The sequence below is a fragment of the Corynebacterium glutamicum ATCC 13032 genome, from assembly GCF_000011325.1.
GTDB classification, from domain to species: Bacteria; Actinomycetota; Actinomycetes; order Mycobacteriales; family Mycobacteriaceae; genus Corynebacterium; species Corynebacterium glutamicum.
The window spans coordinates 826,535-847,539 of record NC_003450.3; the positions used below are offsets into that span (position 1 = coordinate 826,535).

The 21,005-nt window shown below is 52.5% G+C and carries 20 protein-coding genes, 1 tRNA gene and 1 other RNA gene; 17 read left to right on the plus strand and 5 right to left on the minus strand.

What is annotated here, in order from left to right; genetic code table 11:
* Window positions 1-81 precede the first annotated feature (81 nt).
* The gene (locus CGL_RS03920; protein ID WP_011013886.1) at window positions 82-3,039 is read left to right on the plus strand and encodes a UPF0182 family protein; all 2,958 of its coding nucleotides are present in this window, start codon (window positions 82-84) and stop codon (window positions 3,037-3,039) included.
* A gap of 50 nt (window positions 3,040-3,089) precedes the next feature.
* Here CGL_RS03920 and pdxR read toward each other — a convergent pair whose 3' ends face one another.
* Window positions 3,090-4,451, minus strand: a complete 1,362-nt coding sequence (gene pdxR / locus CGL_RS03925) for a pyridoxine biosynthesis transcriptional regulator PdxR (RefSeq protein ID WP_011013887.1) — start codon at window positions 4,449-4,451, stop codon at window positions 3,090-3,092.
* A gap of 89 nt (window positions 4,452-4,540) precedes the next feature.
* On the opposite strand from pdxR, the gene pdxS reads away from it, so the two are divergent.
* From pdxS to CGL_RS03940, 3 genes are all read left to right on the plus strand, one after another.
* On the plus strand, window positions 4,541-5,440 hold the full coding sequence (gene pdxS / locus CGL_RS03930) for a pyridoxal 5'-phosphate synthase lyase subunit PdxS (protein ID WP_003858119.1): 900 nt from the start codon (window positions 4,541-4,543) through the stop codon (window positions 5,438-5,440).
* Window positions 5,437-6,039 carry a pyridoxal 5'-phosphate synthase glutaminase subunit PdxT gene (gene pdxT, locus CGL_RS03935; RefSeq protein ID WP_011013889.1) on the plus strand — a complete coding sequence of 201 codons (603 nt, stop codon included), beginning with the start codon at window positions 5,437-5,439 and terminating at the stop codon, window positions 6,037-6,039. The genes pdxS and pdxT overlap by 4 nt, the downstream gene beginning before the upstream one ends.
* Before the next feature lie 93 nt (window positions 6,040-6,132).
* A tRNA-Met gene (locus CGL_RS03940) sits at window positions 6,133-6,206 on the plus strand.
* A 51-nt stretch (window positions 6,207-6,257) separates the two neighbouring features.
* On the opposite strand, the gene CGL_RS03945 is transcribed toward CGL_RS03940, so the two are convergent.
* Window positions 6,258-6,623 (minus strand): SdpI family protein, encoded by a 366-nt coding sequence (locus CGL_RS03945; protein ID WP_011013890.1) that lies wholly within the window; start codon window positions 6,621-6,623, stop codon window positions 6,258-6,260.
* A 414-nt stretch (window positions 6,624-7,037) separates the two neighbouring features.
* Here CGL_RS03945 and CGL_RS03950 point away from each other — a divergent pair, with 414 nt between their 5' ends.
* The 7 genes from CGL_RS03950 (at window position 7,038) to CGL_RS03980 (ending at window position 13,608) form a co-directional block, all read left to right on the plus strand.
* Entirely contained in the window at window positions 7,038-8,102 is a 1,065-nt protein-coding gene (locus CGL_RS03950) for a S1 family peptidase (protein WP_011013891.1), read from the plus strand.
* 290 nt (window positions 8,103-8,392) lie between these two features.
* A complete protein-coding gene (locus CGL_RS03955) occupies window positions 8,393-8,857 on the plus strand; it encodes a hypothetical protein (RefSeq protein WP_011013892.1) in 465 nt (154 codons plus the stop codon).
* On the plus strand, window positions 8,851-9,306 hold the full coding sequence (locus CGL_RS03960; RefSeq protein WP_011265621.1) for a hypothetical protein: 456 nt from the start codon (window positions 8,851-8,853) through the stop codon (window positions 9,304-9,306). The genes CGL_RS03955 and CGL_RS03960 overlap by 7 nt, the downstream gene beginning before the upstream one ends.
* Before the next feature lie 249 nt (window positions 9,307-9,555).
* Complete coding sequence (locus tag CGL_RS03965; RefSeq protein WP_011265622.1) at window positions 9,556-9,717, plus strand: hypothetical protein; 162 nt, start codon at window positions 9,556-9,558, stop codon at window positions 9,715-9,717.
* A 1,060-nt stretch (window positions 9,718-10,777) separates the two neighbouring features.
* Window positions 10,778-12,361: an LGFP repeat-containing protein gene (locus CGL_RS03970; RefSeq protein ID WP_011013894.1), complete on the plus strand. Its 1,584-nt coding sequence runs from the start codon at window positions 10,778-10,780 to the stop codon at window positions 12,359-12,361.
* 29 nt (window positions 12,362-12,390) lie between these two features.
* Window positions 12,391-12,822: a hypothetical protein gene (locus tag CGL_RS03975; protein ID WP_003858105.1), complete on the plus strand. Its 432-nt coding sequence runs from the start codon at window positions 12,391-12,393 to the stop codon at window positions 12,820-12,822.
* 273 nt (window positions 12,823-13,095) lie between these two features.
* Window positions 13,096-13,608, plus strand: coding sequence for a hypothetical protein (locus CGL_RS03980; RefSeq protein WP_011013896.1), 513 nt, complete (start codon window positions 13,096-13,098; stop codon window positions 13,606-13,608).
* Window positions 13,609-13,899: 291 nt separating this feature from the next.
* On the opposite strand, the gene CGL_RS15520 is transcribed toward CGL_RS03980, so the two are convergent.
* From CGL_RS15520 to CGL_RS04000, 3 genes are all read right to left on the minus strand, one after another.
* Window positions 13,900-14,175, minus strand: a complete 276-nt coding sequence (locus CGL_RS15520; protein ID WP_172769599.1) for a hypothetical protein — start codon at window positions 14,173-14,175, stop codon at window positions 13,900-13,902.
* 804 nt (window positions 14,176-14,979) lie between these two features.
* Entirely contained in the window at window positions 14,980-15,762 is a 783-nt protein-coding gene (gene hisN, locus CGL_RS03995; RefSeq protein ID WP_011013898.1) for a histidinol-phosphatase, read from the minus strand.
* A gap of 6 nt (window positions 15,763-15,768) precedes the next feature.
* Window positions 15,769-16,644, minus strand: a complete 876-nt coding sequence (locus tag CGL_RS04000; RefSeq protein ID WP_011013899.1) for an inositol monophosphatase family protein — start codon at window positions 16,642-16,644, stop codon at window positions 15,769-15,771.
* Window positions 16,645-16,722: 78 nt separating this feature from the next.
* Here CGL_RS04000 and prfB point away from each other — a divergent pair, with 78 nt between their 5' ends.
* From prfB to ssrA, 6 genes are all read left to right on the plus strand, one after another.
* Window positions 16,723-17,829, plus strand: a complete 1,107-nt coding sequence (gene prfB / locus CGL_RS04005; protein WP_003863507.1) for a peptide chain release factor 2 — start codon at window positions 16,723-16,725, stop codon at window positions 17,827-17,829.
* A gap of 131 nt (window positions 17,830-17,960) precedes the next feature.
* Window positions 17,961-18,650: a cell division ATP-binding protein FtsE gene (gene ftsE / locus CGL_RS04010; RefSeq protein ID WP_003858089.1), complete on the plus strand. Its 690-nt coding sequence runs from the start codon at window positions 17,961-17,963 to the stop codon at window positions 18,648-18,650.
* A gap of 13 nt (window positions 18,651-18,663) precedes the next feature.
* On the plus strand, window positions 18,664-19,566 hold the full coding sequence (gene ftsX, locus CGL_RS04015) for a permease-like cell division protein FtsX (protein WP_003858086.1): 903 nt from the start codon (window positions 18,664-18,666) through the stop codon (window positions 19,564-19,566).
* Window positions 19,567-19,602: 36 nt separating this feature from the next.
* Window positions 19,603-20,097 (plus strand): SsrA-binding protein SmpB, encoded by a 495-nt coding sequence (gene smpB, locus CGL_RS04020; RefSeq protein ID WP_003858084.1) that lies wholly within the window; start codon window positions 19,603-19,605, stop codon window positions 20,095-20,097.
* On the plus strand, window positions 20,098-20,451 hold the full coding sequence (locus tag CGL_RS04025) for a DUF488 domain-containing protein (protein WP_011013900.1): 354 nt from the start codon (window positions 20,098-20,100) through the stop codon (window positions 20,449-20,451).
* Between the two features lie 88 nt (window positions 20,452-20,539).
* Window positions 20,540-20,916, plus strand: a transfer-messenger RNA (tmRNA) gene (ssrA, locus tag CGL_RS04030).
* Window positions 20,917-21,005: the final 89 nt, after the last annotated feature.

Here is a 21,005-nt window from a genome sequence, read left to right on the forward strand (position 1 = left end):
AACTACTTGTTGGCCTTTATAGGTGATTAAACCGTAGAGTGGGGGAGAAACGCATAATCACGTACATATAAGGATATTGTCTTGTCGACTGGTCTCACACCTCCTCCCCAACCGATCAAGCGACCTCCCAAGGCGGTGACATGGATCTTCGCCATTATCGCGTTGGTCATTCTCATCGCCCCAATGAGTGTTGGCTTCTATACCGACTGGCTTTGGTTCGGTGAAGTCGATTTCCGAGGCGTTTTCAGCAAGGTTATTGTCACTCGCATTGTTCTCTTTGTGATCTTTGCGCTAATTGCTGGGTTTGTCACATGGCTTGCTGGTTATTTTGTGACAAAACTTCGACCTGATGAGATGTCGGCGTTTGATACCCAGTCGCCTGTGTATCAGTACCGTCAGATGATCGAAAACAGCCTTCGTCGCGTTATGGTGATCATTCCAATTTTCGTCGCGTTGCTGGCTGGCCTAATTGGTCAGCGTTCGTGGCGCACCGTTCAAATGTGGCTGAATGGCCAGGACTTTGGCGTTTCGGATCAGCAGTTCGGCTTGGATTATGGATTCTACGCGTTTGATCTTCCGATGCTTCGCCTCATCGCTGACTCACTGTCGATGATGTTGATCGTTGCTTTCCTGATCGCACTCGTTGGCCATTACCTCATGGGTGGCATTCGCGCTGGAAACCAGATGACGGGCCAGAAGTCCTTTGTATCCCGTGGTGCGCGCACTCAGCTTGCGGTAACTGCTGGTCTGTGGATGCTTGTTAAGGTCGCTGGCTACTGGCTGGATCGCTATGACCTGCTGACTAAGGAAAACTCAACCTTCACAGGTGCAAGCTACACCGACATCAATGCACAGCTGCCAGCGAAGATCATCCTGCTGGTTATCGCATTGTTCGTGGCGATCGCGTTCTTCTCTGCGATCTTCCTGAAGGACCTCCGCATCCCAGGTCTTGCCGTAGTTCTGATGCTGCTGAGCTCTGTGATCATTGGTGCTGCTTGGCCTTTGATGCTGGAGCGTTTCTCCGTTCAGCCAAACCGTGCAGAAAAAGAAGCCGAGTACATTTCTCGAAACATTGAATCGACTCGCTATGCCTATGGCATCACCGATGAAGATGTCACCTACGAGGAAAACTGGGGAGCAGGGGAGACCACCAATGAAGAAGTCGCCGCTGATTCTGCAACGATTTCTAACATTCGTCTGCTGGATCCACAGATCCTGTCACCAACCTTCACCCAGCAACAGCAGCTGCGAAACTTCTACGGTTTCCCAGACCAGCTGGCGATGGACCGCTTTGAAGTAGATGGCAAACTCCGCGACTTTGTTGTGGCAGCACGTGAGCTCGATCCAAACGCCCTGCAGCAAAACCAGCAGGACTGGATTAACCGTCACACTGTTTATACCCACGGCAACGGCTTCATTGCAGCTCAAGCAAACCAGGTGGATGAGGTCGCCCGCGACGTCGGATCCACTCGTGGTGGTTACCCTGTCTACACCGTCTCTGATTTGCAGTCGAATGCTCGTGCTGCAGAAAGCGAAGATGCTGAGGAGCTTGGCATCAAGGTTGATGAGCCTCGTGTGTACTACGGACCACTGATTGCTTCTGCGACTGATGGTGCTGACTACGCAATTGTCGGTGACACCGGCGATGGCCCAGTCGAGTACGACACTGACACCTCCAGCTACACCTACGAAGGTGCTGGCGGCGTGGACATTGGAAACATGGTCAACCGTGCGATGTTTGCATTGCGCTACCAGGAAATGAACATGCTCCTGTCTGATCGTGTTGGTTCCGAATCCAAGATCCTATTTGAGCGCGATCCTCGTTCCCGTGTGGAAAAGGTTGCACCTTGGTTGACCACTGACTCCAAGACCTACCCAACTGTGATTGATGGTCGCATCAAGTGGATCGTCGATGGCTACACCACCTTGGATAGTCTTCCGTACTCCACGCGCACCTCACTGACGGAAGCGACTCAGGATGCTGTCATGCCTGACGGCACCCCACAGCCACTGATCACAGATAGGGTCGGTTACATCCGCAACTCCGTGAAGGCTGTTGTTGATGCGTACGACGGAACTGTTGAACTCTACGAATTCGACACCGAAGATCCTGTTCTGAAGGCATGGCGTGGCGTGTTCCCAGACACCGTGAAGGACGGGTCGGAGATTTCCGATGAGCTTCGCGCACACCTGCGTTACCCAGAAGATTTGTTCAAGGTCCAGCGTGACATGCTGGCCAAGTACAACGTTGATGATTCTGGAACATTCTTCACCAACGATGCGTTCTGGTCTGTCCCAGGTGACCCAACTGCAGCGGAGGGCCGCCAGGAACTTAAGCAGCCTCCTTACTACGTGGTGGCAGCAGACCCAGAGACCGGTGAGTCCAGCTTCCAGCTGATCACCCCGTTCCGTGGACTTCAGCGCGAGTACCTCTCTGCACACATGTCTGCGTCGTCTGATCCAGTTACCTACGGTGAAATCACTGTTCGTGTGCTGCCTACCGATTCTGTGACCCAGGGTCCAAAGCAGGCCCAGGATGCGATGATGTCATCTGACCAGGTTGCTCAGGACCAAACACTGTGGCGTGGATCGAACGATCTGCACAACGGAAACCTGTTGACCTTGCCAGTTGGTGGCGGAGAGATCCTCTACGTTGAGCCGATTTACTCGCAGCGCAAGGATCAGGCATCGGCCTTCCCGAAGCTTCTGCGCGTGCTGGTCTTCTACAAGGGTCAGGTTGGTTACGCACCAACGATCGCTGAAGCCCTATCGCAGGTCGGCATTGATCCGAAGGAAGCGCAGGACATCGAAGAGGTAGATGGCACCGCTACGACGCCATCGACTGATGAGACTGACACTGACACTGATCAGCCTGCAACCGAAACCCCAACTGCACCAGTGAGTGAGGCGGAAGGAATCGCGGCCATCAACGATGCGTTGAGCAACCTTGAAGCTGCTCGCGATAGCTCTTTCGAAGAGTATGGTCGTGCACTCGATGCGCTTGATCGTGCCGTCGATAGCTACCAGTCCGCACAGTAGCGTTTGAGTAAACAGCCCGAGAGGATCGTTCCTCTCGGGCTGTTTTTTCTTTAGCCTAGAGACACCGCATCGCTGATCTCAGCAAGCACCCATCTGAGGGTGTCTTCGTCGTGGGAGCCGAAGCCGAAGACGATGCCGTTGTCTGCGCCGGTGCCGCCCCAGTAGTGGGAAAGCGCGGTGACGTTAAGGCCTCGGGAGGCGAGTGTGGTGACGACGAGGTCTTGGGGTTTGTCGCAAAGGAGAACTGCGTGGAGGCCACCGTTGATGGGGCGAAGCTGCGTATTCGGGAGGTCACCGAGGGTGTCTTGGACGATGGAGCGGCGGTGTCGGTAAAGGCGCCGCAAACGTTGGGTGCGGCGTCGTAAAGCGCCTGAGGCGAGGTAGGACGCGAGCGCGTGTTGGGTGATGGCGCCGACTGGCTGGCCGAGAATCCCGCGAAGCGTGGCGAGCACGCGCGCCTGGGGCGTCGGCGCGATGAGGTATCCGCAGGCGACTTGTGGTGTGATCACGGAGGAAAACGTGCCGAGCAGAATCGTGCGATCGGGCGCCAGCGCACGCAGCGGCGGAAGCGGCATACCGACGTAGCGCAGCTCAGAATCGAAGTCGTCTTCAATAAGCAACGCATCGTTTGCCTCAGCCCACGCGACTAGCGCGGTGCGGCGATCGGCGGGCAGCGAGCCGCCGTAGGGATATTGATGGCTAGGGGTTACCAGTAGCGCGTTGAGGTCGTGGGGCAGCGCGCGGGGTACGAGGCCGGATTCGTCGGTCGGCACATCGATCGTCTCATGGCCAAGCACCTGCGGGATGCGGCGCAGGCTGGGGTAGCCGGGCGATTCGACGCCGATGCGGGCAGGCGCATCCATGGTGCGCAGCAGCAGACTCAGCCCCTCGCGCGCGCCGGCGGTGACGATGATCTGCTCCGGCTCGACCATGAGGCCACGCATCTGGCGCAGGTGGTCGGCGATCTCGATCCGCAGCCTCAAAAGTCCCTGCTCAGGGGAGTGCGTGGGTGGCTTGGCGCAGGCTTCGCGCCACGCAGCGCGCCATGCGGAATCGGCGAGCGTCGCGGTATCGGGCACGCCGGGGCTCAGGTTGAGCAGCGGGGGCGGGACGCTTCTCGACGTCTCCTTCTTCTCAATTTCCACAGGCTTCAACAAATGCAGATCTGGGTTGATCGTTGTACCGGAACCGCGGGCGGTGCTGAGGTAGCCTTCACCGGCCAATTGGTCATAAGCGGTCACCACACTGCCGCGGGATACCCCCAATTGGGTGGATAGTGAGCGACTGCTGGGAAGCGGGTCTCCTGGGGTGAGAATTCCCCTCGCCACGAGACGACGGATCTGTTCTGTGAGCTGCGTGGGGATGGATGTTGGTTCGTGTGGGTTTAAGGCGATGGGAAGGTCGGCAAGCATGGCTTCATCGTCCTCAAAAAAGTGGTCTAATGCAAGTGACTGAAAGTGGATCTACCGCTAGTCCACTTTGTGGCGTTGGATCATCTGTCATGACCGAAACTCAAGAAACTTACCAAGCAACCACTCGTGTGAAGCGCGGCCTTGCCGACATGCTCAAGGGTGGTGTGATCATGGATGTGGTCACCCCTGAACAAGCGCGCATCGCCGAAGATGCAGGTGCCAGCGCAGTTATGGCACTCGAGCGCGTTCCCGCCGATATCCGTTCTCAGGGCGGCGTTGCTCGCATGAGTGATCCTGACCTGATCGAAGGAATCGTCAATGCGGTCTCCATCCCGGTCATGGCGAAAGCTCGCATCGGTCACTTCGTGGAAGCTCAGGTTCTGGAAGCTCTCGGTGTTGATTTCATCGACGAGTCCGAAGTTCTCAGCCCTGCCGACTACACGCACCACATCAACAAGTGGAAGTTCGACGTTCCTTTCGTCTGTGGCGCGACCAACCTCGGCGAAGCTTTGCGACGCATCACCGAAGGCGCTGCAATGATCCGTTCCAAGGGCGAAGCCGGCACCGGCGATGTCTCTGAAGCTGTCCGTCACCTGCGCACCATCCGCGGCGACATCAATCGCCTGCGCTCCCTGGATGAGGATGAACTCTTCGTCGCCGCCAAGGAATTCCAGGCACCATACGACCTGGTCCGCGAAGTCGCCTCCACCGGCAAGCTCCCTGTGGTCACCTTCGTTGCAGGTGGCGTCGCAACCCCAGCCGACGCTGCACTCGTGCGCCAAATGGGCGCCGAAGGCGTCTTTGTCGGCTCCGGCATCTTCAAATCCGGCAATCCAGCCGCCCGCGCCGCAGCGATCGTCAAGGCTGCAACGCTTTTCGACGACCCCTCCGTCATTGCCGACGTATCCCGCGGCCTGGGTGAAGCCATGGTGGGCATCAACGTATCCGACGTCCCAGCACCACACCGACTCGCCGAGCGCGGCTGGTGATCGTTGGAGTTTTAGCTCTCCAGGGCGGGGTGGAAGAACACCTCACCGCCTTGGAAGCTCTCGGAGCGACGACCCGAAAAGTACGTGTGCCAAAGGACCTTGATGGTCTCGAAGGCATCGTCATCCCCGGCGGGGAATCCACCGTGTTGGACAAACTGGCTCGGACATTCGACGTGGTAGAACCTCTAGCGAATCTCATTCGCGACGGCCTACCCGTTTTCGCTACCTGCGCTGGCCTGATCTATCTGGCGAAACACCTCGACAACCCAGCAAGGGGACAACAAACCTTGGCGGTAGTGGACGTGGTGGTGCGTCGAAACGCATTTGGCGCCCAACGCGAATCCTTCGACACCACCGTGGATGTTTCCTTCGACGGTGCAACATTCCCCGGAGTGCAGGCCTCGTTTATCCGAGCTCCCATCGTCACTGCTTTTGGTCCTACGGTAGAAGCGATCGCTGCTCTCAACGGTGGGGAGGTGGTTGGTGTACGCCAAGGCAACATCATCGCGCTGTCTTTCCATCCCGAAGAAACCGGCGATTACCGCATCCACCAAGCCTGGCTGGACCTGGTGAGAAAACACGCTGAACTGGCGATTTGATGTTTTCGGTAGCGCTCTGTATAGTTTCTACTCGTTGCACAGAGCGCGAAAGCAATCATTGCAAAAGATTAGATGGTTTTATGATCATCGCGTCGCGGGGTGGAGCAGCTCGGTAGCTCGCTGGGCTCATAACCCAGAGGTCGTAGGTTCGAATCCTGCCCCCGCTACTAAGTTAAAAATCCCCTCAACTTCGGTTGGGGGGATTTTTTCATTCCTATCTATATGACTGATCGGGCCGCGTTGTTAGCGACTCTCGTGGCTAAGAGCAAGACAGCAACCTCGCACAGCATTCCGGCCAAGTCAGAGAGAATACCCCAGGGAGTACCGAGAGCTAGTTCGGTAGCAATTGCAATTGGGGTCGTTATCGCTGCGACCCATCCAATCGTATAAATAAGTGGCAATGCAGCGGAGTGTCCCTCTTTCCAAGCAGCGTTGGAAGCTTGAGTGTGGCGGGAGCGAATTCCTGCCGAGCTATGCCTATCTAATTTCGCCTGTGCTGCCATGCGTGTCATTGAAATGCAGACAACTGCTATAAGGACTACCGAAAATAGCATCAGTACAACACTGCCTAGACTTGAATCCATGAGGAGTCCTTCTCATTGTTTTCTTGAGGATAACACGTGTGGGAATACATATCTTGGTGTTGCGGTGCAGGCGGAGGAGCTAATCTGCTTCTGAATGTGGACATGACACCAATAAATCATTACCCCTAAATGGGGGATTATGAGAAATGGGGCTACTTTGGCATTTCGAGGCGGGCGTGTATCTAAAAGATGGAGTTTCCCCAGTTCAAAAGCCTTAATGTATGAAAATATTCGGTATTTCACAGCCCTTTCCTAACGTAGCCTTTGAGCGTATTTCGGAAAATGAAGTGAAATTTCTCCCAGTCAGAATTACCTAGGTCACACTTCGAATTTTAGCAAGCAAAAGTTACCTAGAGCGTGGCATTATGTAGTGCATTGCCCTTTTGCTGTTATGAAAGTGAACTAAAGATATCTATGCGCAGACCGGTCTCACGCCGCGCCATTTTTGCAACATCTGTTTTGGTTGCGGGGGTGAGCATCATGTCACCTTCGGCCAACGCAGCTGAGGCTCCGGCATCGGAATGGGTGAATACGACAGCGATCGTAGATCAAGCGAATGCTCAGTTGTCGCAGTTTGGCGTGAGTCTTGACCGAAGTGCAGCAGAACTTTTTGATGATCAGGCAAACTCCCAAATTGATGCAGCGCTTTCACCGTATGCCGATAAGGTTCCAACCTCTGGCGGCCAGGTAGTCGAGCAAAGTCTTCAGGTTGTGGAGCAGGAAGTTCAAAAGGCACTGCCCAACTATGAAATCCGTACCGATCTGCAATCCCAGGTGATGGGTGCAACTCTAGGAGAGGTGCTGCACCGAGTTCCTGGATCATGGTTTGATGCGCCAGCAGTTCCTGAAGAATCCAGGATTGTAGAGGAACAGGGTAAATCCCTGTATGGGCCCGGTACCCCGATCTATCTCAACGGAAATTCCATGTGCACGCTTGCGGTGACTGGAACTGATGCAGATGGGCGCAAGATCGGTATCACTGCAGGTCACTGTGGAAAATCGGGCGATGCAGTCCGTTCGGCTGACTCCTTCTGGGTCGGCGATACCGGAACAGTGGTGTACAACGCGCCTAACGCTGACTACTCCGTGATCGAGTTCGGTTCCAATGCAGAGTTGAGCAATACCTACAACGGTGTCACCGCGAATGCTGTCGGCGGTGGCGTGACTAATGGCCAAGAAGTATGCAAAAACGGAGTTGCTACTGGCTACACCTGTGGTTTGGTGTGGACTGCTGATGAGCGCATGACGATGTCTCAGGTGTGTGCGGGTCGTGGTGATTCGGGTGCTCCGCTGATTGCAGATGGTCGTGTGGTTGGTCTTGTATCTGGTGGTGTAATTCCTGATTACAACCTGGCATGCGCCACTCCGTTGCAGGGACCTTTCTTCATGCCAACGCTGTCAGTGAACATGGATACTGTCCTAACTGATTTGGATTCGCAGGATCTTCCCGGTCGAGGTTTTCAGCCAACTGCTGGATAGAATTTAGAAAATCCGCCGTTCCACACAAGGAACGGCGGATTTTTTGATGACTAAGTGAGTTTGGATGCGGAAGATTTGGGCTATTTCCATAAATCGAACCAGGTGACCGAGAGTTAGAAGCCTGGAGAGGACGGTTCGCTTGGAATCTTTCCCCTTGTTCGAGGGTCCTGCCTTTTATCTGGGTGGTGGAGTTATGAAAAACTTGCGTATTAGACCAAGAGCCGCTTTTTTCGGGGAGTCTTTGGTCTCCATTGACTCTGTGTCGGAGCCGAAAAAAGAGCTTGGATCGCTTGTTTAAATCTAAGCTTCGTTTAGTTCTTGCCGGGCACTTTTTGAACGCGGATCCATCGGCGATGGCTTCAATTTTCGATGTGGATTTTGAATCTGGTGTTATTAGTTCCGTCATTAGGGCACGTGAGCTTACGTTGGATGACTTCTCTTTGGGCTGTGTTACGCCTTTGGTTGCTTTTGTGGGTTGGGAGTTTCCTCAAGGGGTTGAGCCGTGTTTACCGGTGAAGGTTGAGCAGTCGATCATTTATCCGCGTACTAGTGAGGGGGTAGGTGCTTCTCAAGGTGAAGGGATGGGTGATGCTGATTTTGAAGGGTTCTCTGGTGCGTGGTGTGCTGGTCTGGAGCTCTACCTGGCTCTGAAGCTGGGTGCTCGTGTGACATGTCAGATGGGGTATTCGCTGGAAGGTCTCACTCGTATGGTCAGCCCTCGATGTCTTTACGGTCTGCGCTTCGGCAAATGGTAATTGATCGATCTGCTGCTAAAGAGATTTTCGGTAGAGGGTCTTTGGAAGAGCTCACGATTAAGATTGCGACGAATGCTGGTTATGGGAAGCTCTCTCAAGATGTTGCTCCTCGTTCAGGCTGGAATGCTTTCGAGGAGACTATGGAGTCTATTGGTGGTTCTGCGGTTACTAGTCCTTATCATGCTGCCATGACTACAAGCTTGGTTCGTGCCTTGCTTTTGGCTATCTCAAATGAGATTGAGATTCTTAGTGTTACTACTGATGGTTTCATTACCAGGGAATCTAACATTGAGGCTCTTGAGTGTTGTGGCATTGCTGATGTATTTCGTGATTCGCGTGGTGCGCTGACAGGTGACCGGACGGTGTGGGAGATCAAGCATCTTCAAGATGATTTGCTGAATTTCACAACTAGCGCCAATATCTCACCTTCATATGAAGGTGGAGGATAGCGAAGGTCGAGTTATCGAAAAGGGTGGTGTGTGCGCTAAAGGTGGGTTGAAACCCCCAAAAATATAAAGCGTGGGAGTTTAGAAGAGCGGGTGTGGTTTCGCCACGCCGTGCTTTCACACATAGGTAAAATTAATAATCCTTATCATAGTTTTCCTTCGTTTCGTGAGCTGTCGTGCTCTCACAACCGTGTTGACTTCGTCAAAGGATCACATTCACCGTAGATTTCTCTGGATTACGATTTTCAACGGATGTCATTGCAAGAATTTGTAGTTGTTGATTTTATTGATGGTTTTGAAGTAGTGGGTTTCAAGACTGTTGCGTGGGACTCTGTGAAGGACTACCAACGTGCTTGTTATATTGCTGATCATCGTCCGGGTACCACTGTGGTCCAGATCGTCCTAGGGGGTTGATTACGGATCGAACACGATTGGACTCATTGGTTTGAGAGATTTAACAGTGAGGAACATCGTCGTATTCGTACTGCCGAGTCTGTGCGCTTGACTAAATTGGTTGCTGGCCATAAAGAGGTCAGGTGGAATCTTCCAGTGTTGTCTTCAAAAGCTAGTGTGGTTCAGGTCTTTGGGTTACGGGGATTTCACTCGAGCACAGTGGGACCATATGAGTAAAAGCGAGGCGTAAGGACGTTCTCAAGGGTATTGACATTGGTGGTGGATGCTTTGATTGCTCAAACTTGATGTGTATCTCTTGACATTAGAGGCTGTTAAAAAAGATCATGAAGATTTTCTTTGGCGTTTAGCGCTGTGTGTAATCTTTGGTTTTGAATTGTGGGTCACCGATTCATCAGTTGAAGTTTTTTACTGATGGAACGGTATTTTTATGTTGATGAGATTCTGCTAGTGCGGGAAATATGCAAGATCTGACAAATAAGTACGGGGGCATCGCAAGACTTTTAATTACTATTTAATTGGCACCTTGTAGATACGTGAGTCGGCGCTGATGGACGTGTCCGTTACTTTGGCTTTTCGCAGAAGCCGAGATTGTGGCCGGTGTGACAGCCTATATTGCGCTAGATATTTTGGTGCTGCATACGATGATCACGTCGCTATGACGCAACGCCATTCGTGATCTGTGTTCTGGAACTTATGCGTGATTTTCCTGCACGAGCAATCAAAGACTGCACCTAGCTGGAGTTCATAGCTGGAAATGAAGAAACCATTTGCTTCTGAAGTATGTCCGCACTCGCTTAGCTGATGTCATCCAATGTAGAGAAGTTCAAAAGCTGAAGCAGGGGAGCACAATTCTACTTCGCTACAGGAAAATCTCCATTCAAGCATCCAGCACACAAGGGCTAAAAAGTCAGTAGCCAAAAGTTACCTTTCTCGCGTGATATGTGCCATGCCCGGAACGGGGGTAAAAATACACGTAAAACAATTTTATGCAAAGAACTTATAGTGTTTTCAGGTTAGGGTCAGATCATTCACATCAACTAGTAACGAAAGGGTTATGTGAATGAAACTGTTTTCTCAAGCTGCAGGTATCATCGCCGCAGCGCTCCTTGTCACAGGTGGTATAGCGCCTGTGGCACAGGGGCAAGCGCTTCAGGTGGTTACACCTGAGCAGCAAGAGTCCTATGTCCAACAGTTCCATCACGACGGTGATACCCCACCTGTTGTTGATGGGGTTGGTGGCTACACCGAGCAAGAAGTCGCCGAGATTCATGAGGCTATCCGTCAAGCCCAAGACTCTGGTGCACCTAATGATGAACTTATTCCTGGTGAGATGTGGTCAGATAAGGTCGAGTTACCCTCAACGATTGATAAAGCAGCTGCTGATGAAGCTGAGATAGCTATTGCACAGCAACAGTCCCAACCCCAGGCGAGAGGACTAGCCGCTGCTGCAGCGTGTCAGACATTTTGGCCGTCACCTTATCAAGTTTGTGGTGCTATCTTAGAGCGCTATATCCAGCAGGGTGCCCAGTTTGGGTGGATGTTGTTGCTTACTGAAGGCCAAGCGCTTAACCCTGATGGTCAGGGATATCGTCAGCGGTTTATGAATGGGTTTATCTATTGGCATCCTTCTACTGGTGCGCACGCGGTTAATAATTACAGTGCACAAGTCTGGGAGCGTAACGGTTGGGAGTCTGGGTGGATGGGGTATCCCACTGGTGGTGAAGTCCCTGTGTCTGGGTCTAATCCGATTGATGGTGAGTTGAGTGGGTGGGTGCAAACCTTCCAAGGTGGGCGAGTGTATCGCAGTCCGGTATTGGACGGTTTCCAGGTGGCCAGTATTAATGGGCTGATCTTGGATAAATGGCTTGAATTGGGTGGTCCTGATAGTGACCTTGGTTTTCCCATTGCGGATGAGGCTGTGACAGCTGACGGTGTGGGTAGATTTTCTGTTTTCCAGAACGGAGTTGTCTACTGGCATCCGCAACACGGAGCTCACCCTATATTAGGGAATATATACAGTATCTGGAGAGAAGAAGGAGCTGAGAGTGGGGAATTCGGTTACCCTATCGGCGATCCAGAAAAGTATACAGAAAACATGGCTAATCAGGTATTCGAAAAAGGCGAACTTGCAGCTAACCTATACCCCAATCCTCTTGAGGCTTTTATTGAGTTTTTACCCTTTGCTAATCTTGAGGAAGCAATAGAGTATTTTGAGAACGGATTGTCAAATTCTCGTGTAGAGGCGAATTCACTTAACGCCAAGAAAGATTCGATTCAATGTCAATCGCAATCCGCTAACATTCATGTGAGAACGAAGAGTGACGGAGTCGGGATTAGGGTTCCAAAGATTGGGTTTAAGGCTAGGATGGATTGCGACCTTCCTGGAACTGTCTCAGATGTAGTGGGGTATGGATGGATTTACTACGACTATTGGGGACGATGGGCTCAAGCAGCATATGCACAACAATTCTTCGGTAATAGGAATTCTGTTGTGCAAACCAATTTAGAGGCGGGTTGCAGCGGGGAGAAGAATACATTATTTTGGGGTACTTCATATTTTCAGGTGACTTATGAAGGTCAGCCGTATTTCGGTCAGTCAGCAACTAACTACGCTTATCTTCCGTGTACGATAGACCGTAGTTAACATAAGGAATGGAATAGGAGAATTGCGGCATGTATTCCGACAAGCTGATTCTCTTGTTCCTTTCTGAGCAGGATTCAAGCTATGAATGCTGCGTAGGTTTATTAGATGGCTCAGATGGACTTGATTATATTGAAAAGCTTCTGAAGGGTAGGAAGCTGAAGAACCATTTTCTTGAATGGGAAGATATTAACAAGGCTGATGTTGCTCGTGAAGAAATATATAAAGGGCAATTGGTGCATCTGGTGTTTGTGACGGCTCTTTCCACGCCTGGTGAAATTTCTTTTGTTTTTCCAGGTCAATCTCTTATGAGTGCAACACTCGAAGAAGACTTTGCTGCGCTTGTGCTCGAAGAGGAGCGCACATCATTTAGACCTGAACTGTCTCACCTGTGGTCACTCCCCGTAGGGTGGGTAGCTCCGGGGCTTGAGGGTTTCGTGGAGCGTAATTCCGAGGCAGCTTGAACCACCGCTTTCTGAGCCGGAAACCTCACGCGATAATGGCATCGAAAGACAATTGATTCATGCTGAATTCAGAGATCTACAACCTGTTGCGATAGTCCATCTCACGATGTGCCTAGTGTATGAGCTAATAAAGCTTAGACCTCTCTGCATCCCTGATAGCACTTTCGTAGTTATCAGATGCTATTTTGAGCTAGAAGTGGATCTTATCTACCAGGGTGAAAGCCAAACAACGCTGTACCTTTCTTTGCTGATGGGTGCAACGAAGACGGAGTTATGATGAAGGAACGACGAATCAAGACTTTGGCAGCCTTAGTAATCTGCGGCCTGACTGTTTCAGGATGCGGCAATTATTTGGGAGACATTAATGTCAAAGGGCGCGCTGGTTTTTCAGTATCTGAAGCAGGTGATCTCATTGTTCGTGTACAACCATGTGGGTTGCCTATTGATACAGTAGACATGGCCGGCCCAATGCCACAGGATCAACCACCCCAAGCAAACCCGGTGTATCTTCAATTGAGTGATCCCGACGGTCGTACTGATCCTTTCATAGTAGATCCTGAAAACTTAGACCCGAGCTGGGCAATTATAGCAGGTGACGGCCTGCCAACAGATCCTGATGCACTCATCATCGTTAATGCGCATGTCGAGGGTGAGAGTACTCAAACCTCACAGGTGTCAGCGTATGTTAGGGATGTTCAGGGGTTGAGGACAGATCAAATCTATGTAGGTACCCTTGAAAGCTCACGAATAGTTGACGAGAGTACTTTTCTTCATTGTCGCAAGTAGCGTGTGGATCACTGCTGACGTTGAAGGTCAGGTTGGATTGACGCGTGCAAGTGACGGAGCGATCTCAATCGTGGTCCAACCATGTGGCCTTGAGATAGACATGGTTGCGATTAAAGGACTTCTCATCTTGCAGACTATTGAGGATTTTCACCAGTGCAGCACACCCTTGTTGATGAGAGTAGCGATGTAGTTTAGTGTCGCGTAAGTCTTTTTCAATCCTGAAAACAACACCCCGTACTGAATTTATGCAGTACGGGGTGTTGTCTGCGTGAATACCGATTTGTGTCATATCTAGAGCACTATGCGTGGAGGGCGGATCGCTAAGCCTCGTTCAACATATGCATAGGACAACGGTTGATAGCCGTTGTCCGTATGGAATCCACCGTTGAAAATGTATTCCATAAAAATTGTGCCTTCATTACTGAGAAAATCCGTATCGCGATTGAGTATCTCGTTGACCATGTCGATTGAGTCTTTAGTTGAAAAAATCTCTGCGAGCTGTTCAAGCTGATCGTAATGAGGTACAACCCTACCGTTGTTGATCTCCTTAAATTGCTCGCGGATCATGATCTCTTGTCGAGGAGTGGTGCACATATCAATCATGTCTTGGAGGTCGCGCTCGTTGAGTGTCGTCGGTTGCTGTAGTTCTTGTTCCGGCTTTGGTGCTGACGATGTAGCTATGTGTGTAGCTTCTGTGCGTCTTTTTTTCAGCTCTGCGTTCTTTCCAGTTATTTATAGATCTAGGAATCACTACTTCAAACAGGTGATTGACGCCCTTTTAGGTTAATTGATTTAGTGACGTCACCTATTACTGAAGTCGCAAATGAATTGAGTTTTGATGGGCTTTTAACTAGACGCGGTTCTTTTACTAGCTCTTCCAGCGTTCCATTTTGGTGTCGCACGCCCCAGAACTTAAGGAATCGTTAGTGACTTTGTTGCCGTTTTTTTGGTGATTTTTGAGACGTAACCTTCAATCTTTTGAAGATTCGAATTATTTTCGAGAGGCATGCATAAAAAATATATCGTATTGTCGATATTATTGGGATGTTCAGACATATTCGGAGCCGAAATATACGTTGGAGGCCAAGACTCGGATTGGCGGGGTCGGTTTTGGTCAGATATGACAGTCAGCCTGCAATTACTATCTGGAACTCTAGAATCAGGGTCCTCTCAGGATCGTATATAAGAGGCTGAAATGCTTCAATTATACCTCTCTGAGAAATTTGATCCTTATAAAACGGCTCCTGTGCTCTTTGTACTTTCTGGGTAGTGGGGTTGAGGAAAATTCGACCAGGTGGCCGAAAGATCCACCCCACCCCAGACGTCGGTCAAATAGGACGGTATCCGGAAAACCAAGCAAAACCCGGGAGTCTATTTTAAACGATCCAGCGTCTCATCGTGCAGGATGCCGTTGGTGGCTACTGCATCGCCACCGTGTGGTCCATCGACGCCAGCCAGTGAGGTGAACTTTCCTCCGGCTTCGGTGACCAGGATGGACAGGGGAGCAAGATCCCAGAGGCTGACTTCTGGTTCAGCGGCGATATCGACGGCACCTTCGGCGACGAGGCAGTAGGAGAAGAAGTCGCCGTAGCCGCGGAGTCGCCAGGTGGTATCAGTTAGGGAGACGAACTGATCGCGCAAATCTCGTTCGGCCCAGCCGGAGAGGGAGGAGAAGGAGAGGGAGGCGTCGTCAAGCTTGGACACCTGGGACACGGACAGTTTGCGTGGGGAGCTGCCGTTGAAGGTGCGCCATGCGCCGGCCCCTTCGGATGCCCACCAACGCCTAGCCAGTGCGGGTGCGGAGATGACACCTGCGACGGGTTTGCCGTTGTCGAGCAGCGCGATCAGGGTTGCCCATACGGGGACGCCGCGGACGTAGTTTTTGGTGCCGTCGATGGGGTCGATGATCCACTGGCGGCCGCTGAATTCTACGTCGCCACCGAATTCTTCACCGAGGATGGAGTCGGCGGGGCGGGCGGTGGCGATTTTCTCACGGAGTGCTTCTTCGGTCGCCAGGTCGGCATCGCTGACGGGAGTCATGTCTGGCTTGGAGGATACTTCCAGGTCAGAGGCTTCGAAGCGGTCGAGGGTGATGGAATCGGCAAGTTCGGCAAGTTCGAGGGCTAAGGCTAAATCGTCTGCATATTTGCTCATGTGTTGTTAGTCTAGTGCGCTTAAAGTTTCGGAGATCTCACTAACTGCTTCCGCGTTTCCTGCAACGGACCATTCGACGCCGCCGGCGGTCACTTTGATGCATGCTCCGCCGACGCCTTCGATGAGTGCGCGGCCGGGTAGCCAGTCCCAATCTGCGACGCTGTGCTGCACCCATGCGCCGATGCTGCCGTCGGCGATGTTGGCCAAATCGATGGAGCCGGCGCCGAACATGCGCAGCGTTGCAGGGTGGGTGGCAACGCTCATCCACGCCTTTTGAATATCAGGTTCCGCGATGCGTGACGGGTGGATGTAGGTGGCCAGGGAGATTTGATTGAGGGGGGCGTCGACAAGCAAATCTAGCTCCTTGCCGTCGAGCGTGGTGCGGATTCCCGGGCCACCGAACCACGTATAACCCATGGCTGGGCGGTGTACGGCGCCGAAAAGCACGCGCGATGGCGCGGATGGATCGCCCTCGACCAGCGCGAGCGCCGAGCACCAATAATCTGAGCCCTGGGTGAAGTTGTAGGTGCCATCAACCGGGTCGATGACCCAGGTTTTTCCGCTTTTCGACGCCCGGTCCGCGCCTTCCTCGCCAAGCACGCCGTCCTCAGGCCGCAACGCTTCAAGAACGCCTGCGACGAAGGCCTCGGCCGCACGATCGGCATCCGTGACCACATCAGACACAGAAGTCTTGTAATCCGTATCCACACCGTTTTCGCGCATGCGCCATGCCAAACGTCCAGCGTTGTACACCAGTGCCTGCGCAAGATGCTCATCAGAATCCTGATCGTGAGCAATCACGAAGGTCTTTGTGATGGTTTTGATCATGTCTTCGAGGCTTGCAGCGGGATGTGTCTGCTCTGGATTAGTCATGCCTTCCATTGTGCATGCCGTCGGCCAAGTGTGCTGAATAAGGTGGCGTTCTAAGAATCACAATCGGTGCGGGTAATATGTGCAATCATGCGTCCCGAATTTTCTGCAGAACTCTCCGAGCTAGACAGCACGCTGACAACCATTGAAAAAGTGCTGAACCCGCAAGAGATGTCTGACCGAGTCAGAGAACTTGAAGCTCAAGCAGCTGACCCGTCTCTGTGGGATGACCCTGACCATGCACAGCAAGTCACCTCTGAGCTGTCCCACGTCCAGGCGGAGCTGCGCAAAATTACCGATCTGCGCCAGCGCATCGAAGATCTGCCCATCATGGTGGAACTCGCAGAGGAAGAAGACGGCGATACCTCCATCGCGGAAGAAGAACTCGCCGATCTGCGTTCTCTGATCGATGCGTTGGAAGTAAAGACCATGCTGTCGGGTGAATATGATGCTCGCGAGGCAGTGATCAATATTCGATCCGGTGCCGGTGGTGTCGATGCTGCGGACTGGGCTGAAATGCTCATGCGCATGTACACCCGCTGGGCGGAAAAGAACGGCCACAAAGTAGATATTTACGATATTTCCTACGCCGAAGAAGCCGGCATCAAATCCGCCACCTTCGTGGTCCACGGCGACTACATGTACGGCCAGCTCTCCGTGGAGCAAGGCGCACACCGCCTCGTGCGCATCAGTCCTTTTGATAACCAGGGCAGGCGCCAAACCTCCTTCGCCGAGGTAGAAGTTCTTCCCGTGGTGGAAAAAGTGGACTCCATCGACATCCCTGATGCCGATGTTCGCGTCGATGTCTACCGCTCCTCCGGCCCAGGTGGTCAGTCCGTGAACACCACCGACTCTGCCGTGCGCCTGACCCACATCCCAACCGGCATCGTGGTGACCTGCCAAAACGAGAAATCACAGATCCAAAACAAGGCATCCGCGATGCGTGTTCTCCAGGCAAAACTGCTTGAGCGTAAACGCCAGGAAGAACGCGCCGAAATGGATGCCCTCGGAGCTGGAGGCAATGCATCCTGGGGTAACCAAATGCGTTCCTACGTGCTGCACCCTTATCAAATGGTGAAGGATCTGCGCACCAACTTTGAAGTCAACGATCCGCAAAAAGTCCTTGACGGCGATATCGATGGCCTTTTGGAAGCAGGTATTCGCTGGCGAATGGCTGAGAGCCAGTCGGCGGAATAAAGGTTGGTTTTCTGGCAGAATCTGGCGATTTCTTAAGAATTACCGGTTATTTGTCGTTGAGTTCTCCTCTGAGCACTCAGGGTAGTCACTTCCGTTTCTTTAGCCACAGGAGTTTCGCTAAAGTGTGACCCGTGATCACCTTCGAGAACGTCACCAAGAACTACAAGACATCAACCCGCCCTGCATTAGACAATGTGTCCCTACACATTGAAAAAGGCGAGTTCGTGTTCCTCATCGGCCCATCCGGCTCCGGAAAATCAACCTTCCTGCGCCTGATGACGCGGGAGGAAAACGTCAGCTCCGGATCGCTGACACTGGCTGATTTTCAGGTGAACAAACTTCGCGGCACGCAAGTAAACAAACTGCGCCAACGCATCGGATATGTGTTCCAAGATTTCCGACTCTTAAAAAACAAGAATGTCTACGACAACGTCGCATTCGCATTGGAGGTCATCGGGAAGAAGAAGGACAAGATTCAAGAACTTGTCCCCGAAACTCTGGAAATGGTTGGCCTTGCCGGAAAAGCCAACCGCATGCCCAACGAACTATCCGGTGGTGAGCAGCAGCGCGTGGCCATCGCCCGAGCTTTCGTGAACCGCCCACTCGTCTTGCTTGCTGATGAACCAACCGGCAACCTCGACCCCGATACCTCCGATGAGATCATGATTTTGCTCAACCGCATCAATCGCCTCGGCACCACGGTGGTCATGTCCACCCACAACGCCCGAACTGTCGACGACATGCGCAGGCGAGTAATCGAACTGCAATTGGGCAAACTAGTCCGCGATGATGCCCACGGCGTCTACGGCGAAATGCGATAGGGGAGTACTTCACATGGCTTTTGGATATGTACTGCGTGAAGCTGTTCGCGGCATGGGCCGCAACGTCACCATGACCATCGCGCTCATCATCACCACCTCTATTTCCTTGGCACTTCTTGCCACTGGATTTTTGGTGACCAACATGACCGACCGCACCAAGGACATCTACCTGGATCGCGTCGAAGTGATGATCCAACTCGATGAGGACACCTCTGCCAACGATCCCGAATGCACCGCGGAGTCCTGCACCGAAGTTCGTGATGTCTTAGAAGGACTCGACGGCATCGATTCCATCACCTACCGTTCCCGCGAGGCCTCCTACGAACGATTCGTAGAAGTTTTCAAAGATACTGACCCAGTTCTCGTCGCTGAAACCTCTCCCGACGCATTGCCAGCAGCGTTCCACGTCCGACTTGAAGATCCACTTGCCGTTGAGATTCTCGATCCGGTCCGCGATCTTCCTCAAGTAAGCAACGTGATCGACCAGGTGGATGATCTGCGCGGAGCAACCGAAAACCTTGACTCCATCCGCAACGCCACCTTCCTCATCGCGGCTGTGCAAGTTTTGGCATCGATCTTCCTGATTGCCAACATGGTGCAAATCGCTGCATTCAATCGTCGTGAAGAAACTGAAATCATGCGCATCGTCGGCGCATCGCGGTTCTACACTCAGGGACCATTCGTCTTCGAAGCGATTCTATCCACCCTCATTGGTGCGGTTTTCGCCGTCGGCGCGCTCTTCTTGGGTAAAGAACTCGTCATTGATAAAGCACTCCGCGGACTCTACGATTCCCAGCTCATCGCACCAGTTACCACCACAGATATTTGGCTGGTCGCACCGATAATTTCCGGCATTGGCGTGGTGATCGCCGGCATTATCGCACAACTCACCCTGCGCTTCTACGTGAGGAAATAAGACTATTGAACTCCTTGCCGTAGACTTAGAAAGACTATGGCCAAGAAGAAAAAGAAAGTCGACGAAAACAACTCAGTTCTCGCGACCAATCGCAAGGCCCGCCATGACTACCACATCATTGATACGTGGGAGGCGGGCGTGGTGCTCTTAGGCACCGAAATCAAATCACTGCGCGAAGGTAAGGTATCCCTCGTGGATTCCTTTGCCACCATTGATAACGGAGAAATCTGGCTTCAGCATCTCCACATCCCGCAGTATTCCATGGGCTCCTGGACAAACCACACGCCCAAGCGCACCCGCAAACTTTTGCTGCACCGCAACGAGATTGATTCCCTGATGGGTAAAGTCCGCGACGGCAACCGCACGTTGGTTCCGCTCAAGCTTTACCTCAAAAACGGTCGCGTCAAACTCGAACTCGGACTCGCACAAGGTAAGCAGGATTACGACAAGCGCCAAGATATCAAGCGTCGCACCGAAGAACGCGAAGTCACCCGTGAGCTCGGCCGTCGCATTAAGGGAATCAACGCGTAAATGAGTATTCACATCGCAAAAGTCCACGACGTCCTCAAAGGTGAAAAAACCTACGGAACCACCATTTTGGTGGATCGGCTCTGGCCACGCGGTGTGAAAAAAGACGACCTTGAGCCAGACCTCTGGCTCAAAAGCGTCGCCCCCACAACCGAACTCCGAAAATGGTTCGGCCACGACCCAGCTAAATTCTCCGAATTCAGCACCCGTTACACCGAAGAGCTCAACGCCAGCAACGACAAAGACCTAGAGACGCTTGTCGACGCCACCTCCCGCCACCCCGTAACCCTCCTCTACGGTGCTGCCGACCGCGACCACAACCACGCCATTGTTCTAGCCAAGTGGCTAAAGAAATAACTCCTTGCAAATAGTTGCAAACTTAAGTTATGATGAACCATCTTGTGGAACTCGCACGAGCCCACCACAGGAATCAGTAAGAATCAATGGGGCTGACATGGTTTCGACTACGTTGATTTAGCCAGGGGAAGCGTGCCGGTGAAGGCTGGAGACCACCGTAAGCGTCGCAGCAAACCAATAAGCGCCGAGAAGTCTCAGCGCGACTACGCCCTCGCTGCATAAGCAAGCGACCGCGTGTCTGTCAGCCTAGGGAAGTCCCTGACCTAGATCCTGGCATCGACTAAGGGACTTGCTGTTCAATCGCGTCAGCGGGGTTGAACAGGACTTTTACCGTTGACTGGGCTCATCATCCGGAAGTGTTCGTCCTAGCCGGAGGGCCAAGCAGAGATCTTTGCGCGAACTGCGCACGGAGAAGCCCTGGCGAGGTGACGTAGGACCCGGGTTCAATTCCCGGCAGCTCCACCGAAACGAAGTTCCCCACACCATCTGGTGTGGGGTTTCTTTGTTTTTCACTCTCATAAAAGGGGAAAATGTCTTCCTATGCGTACATTCGC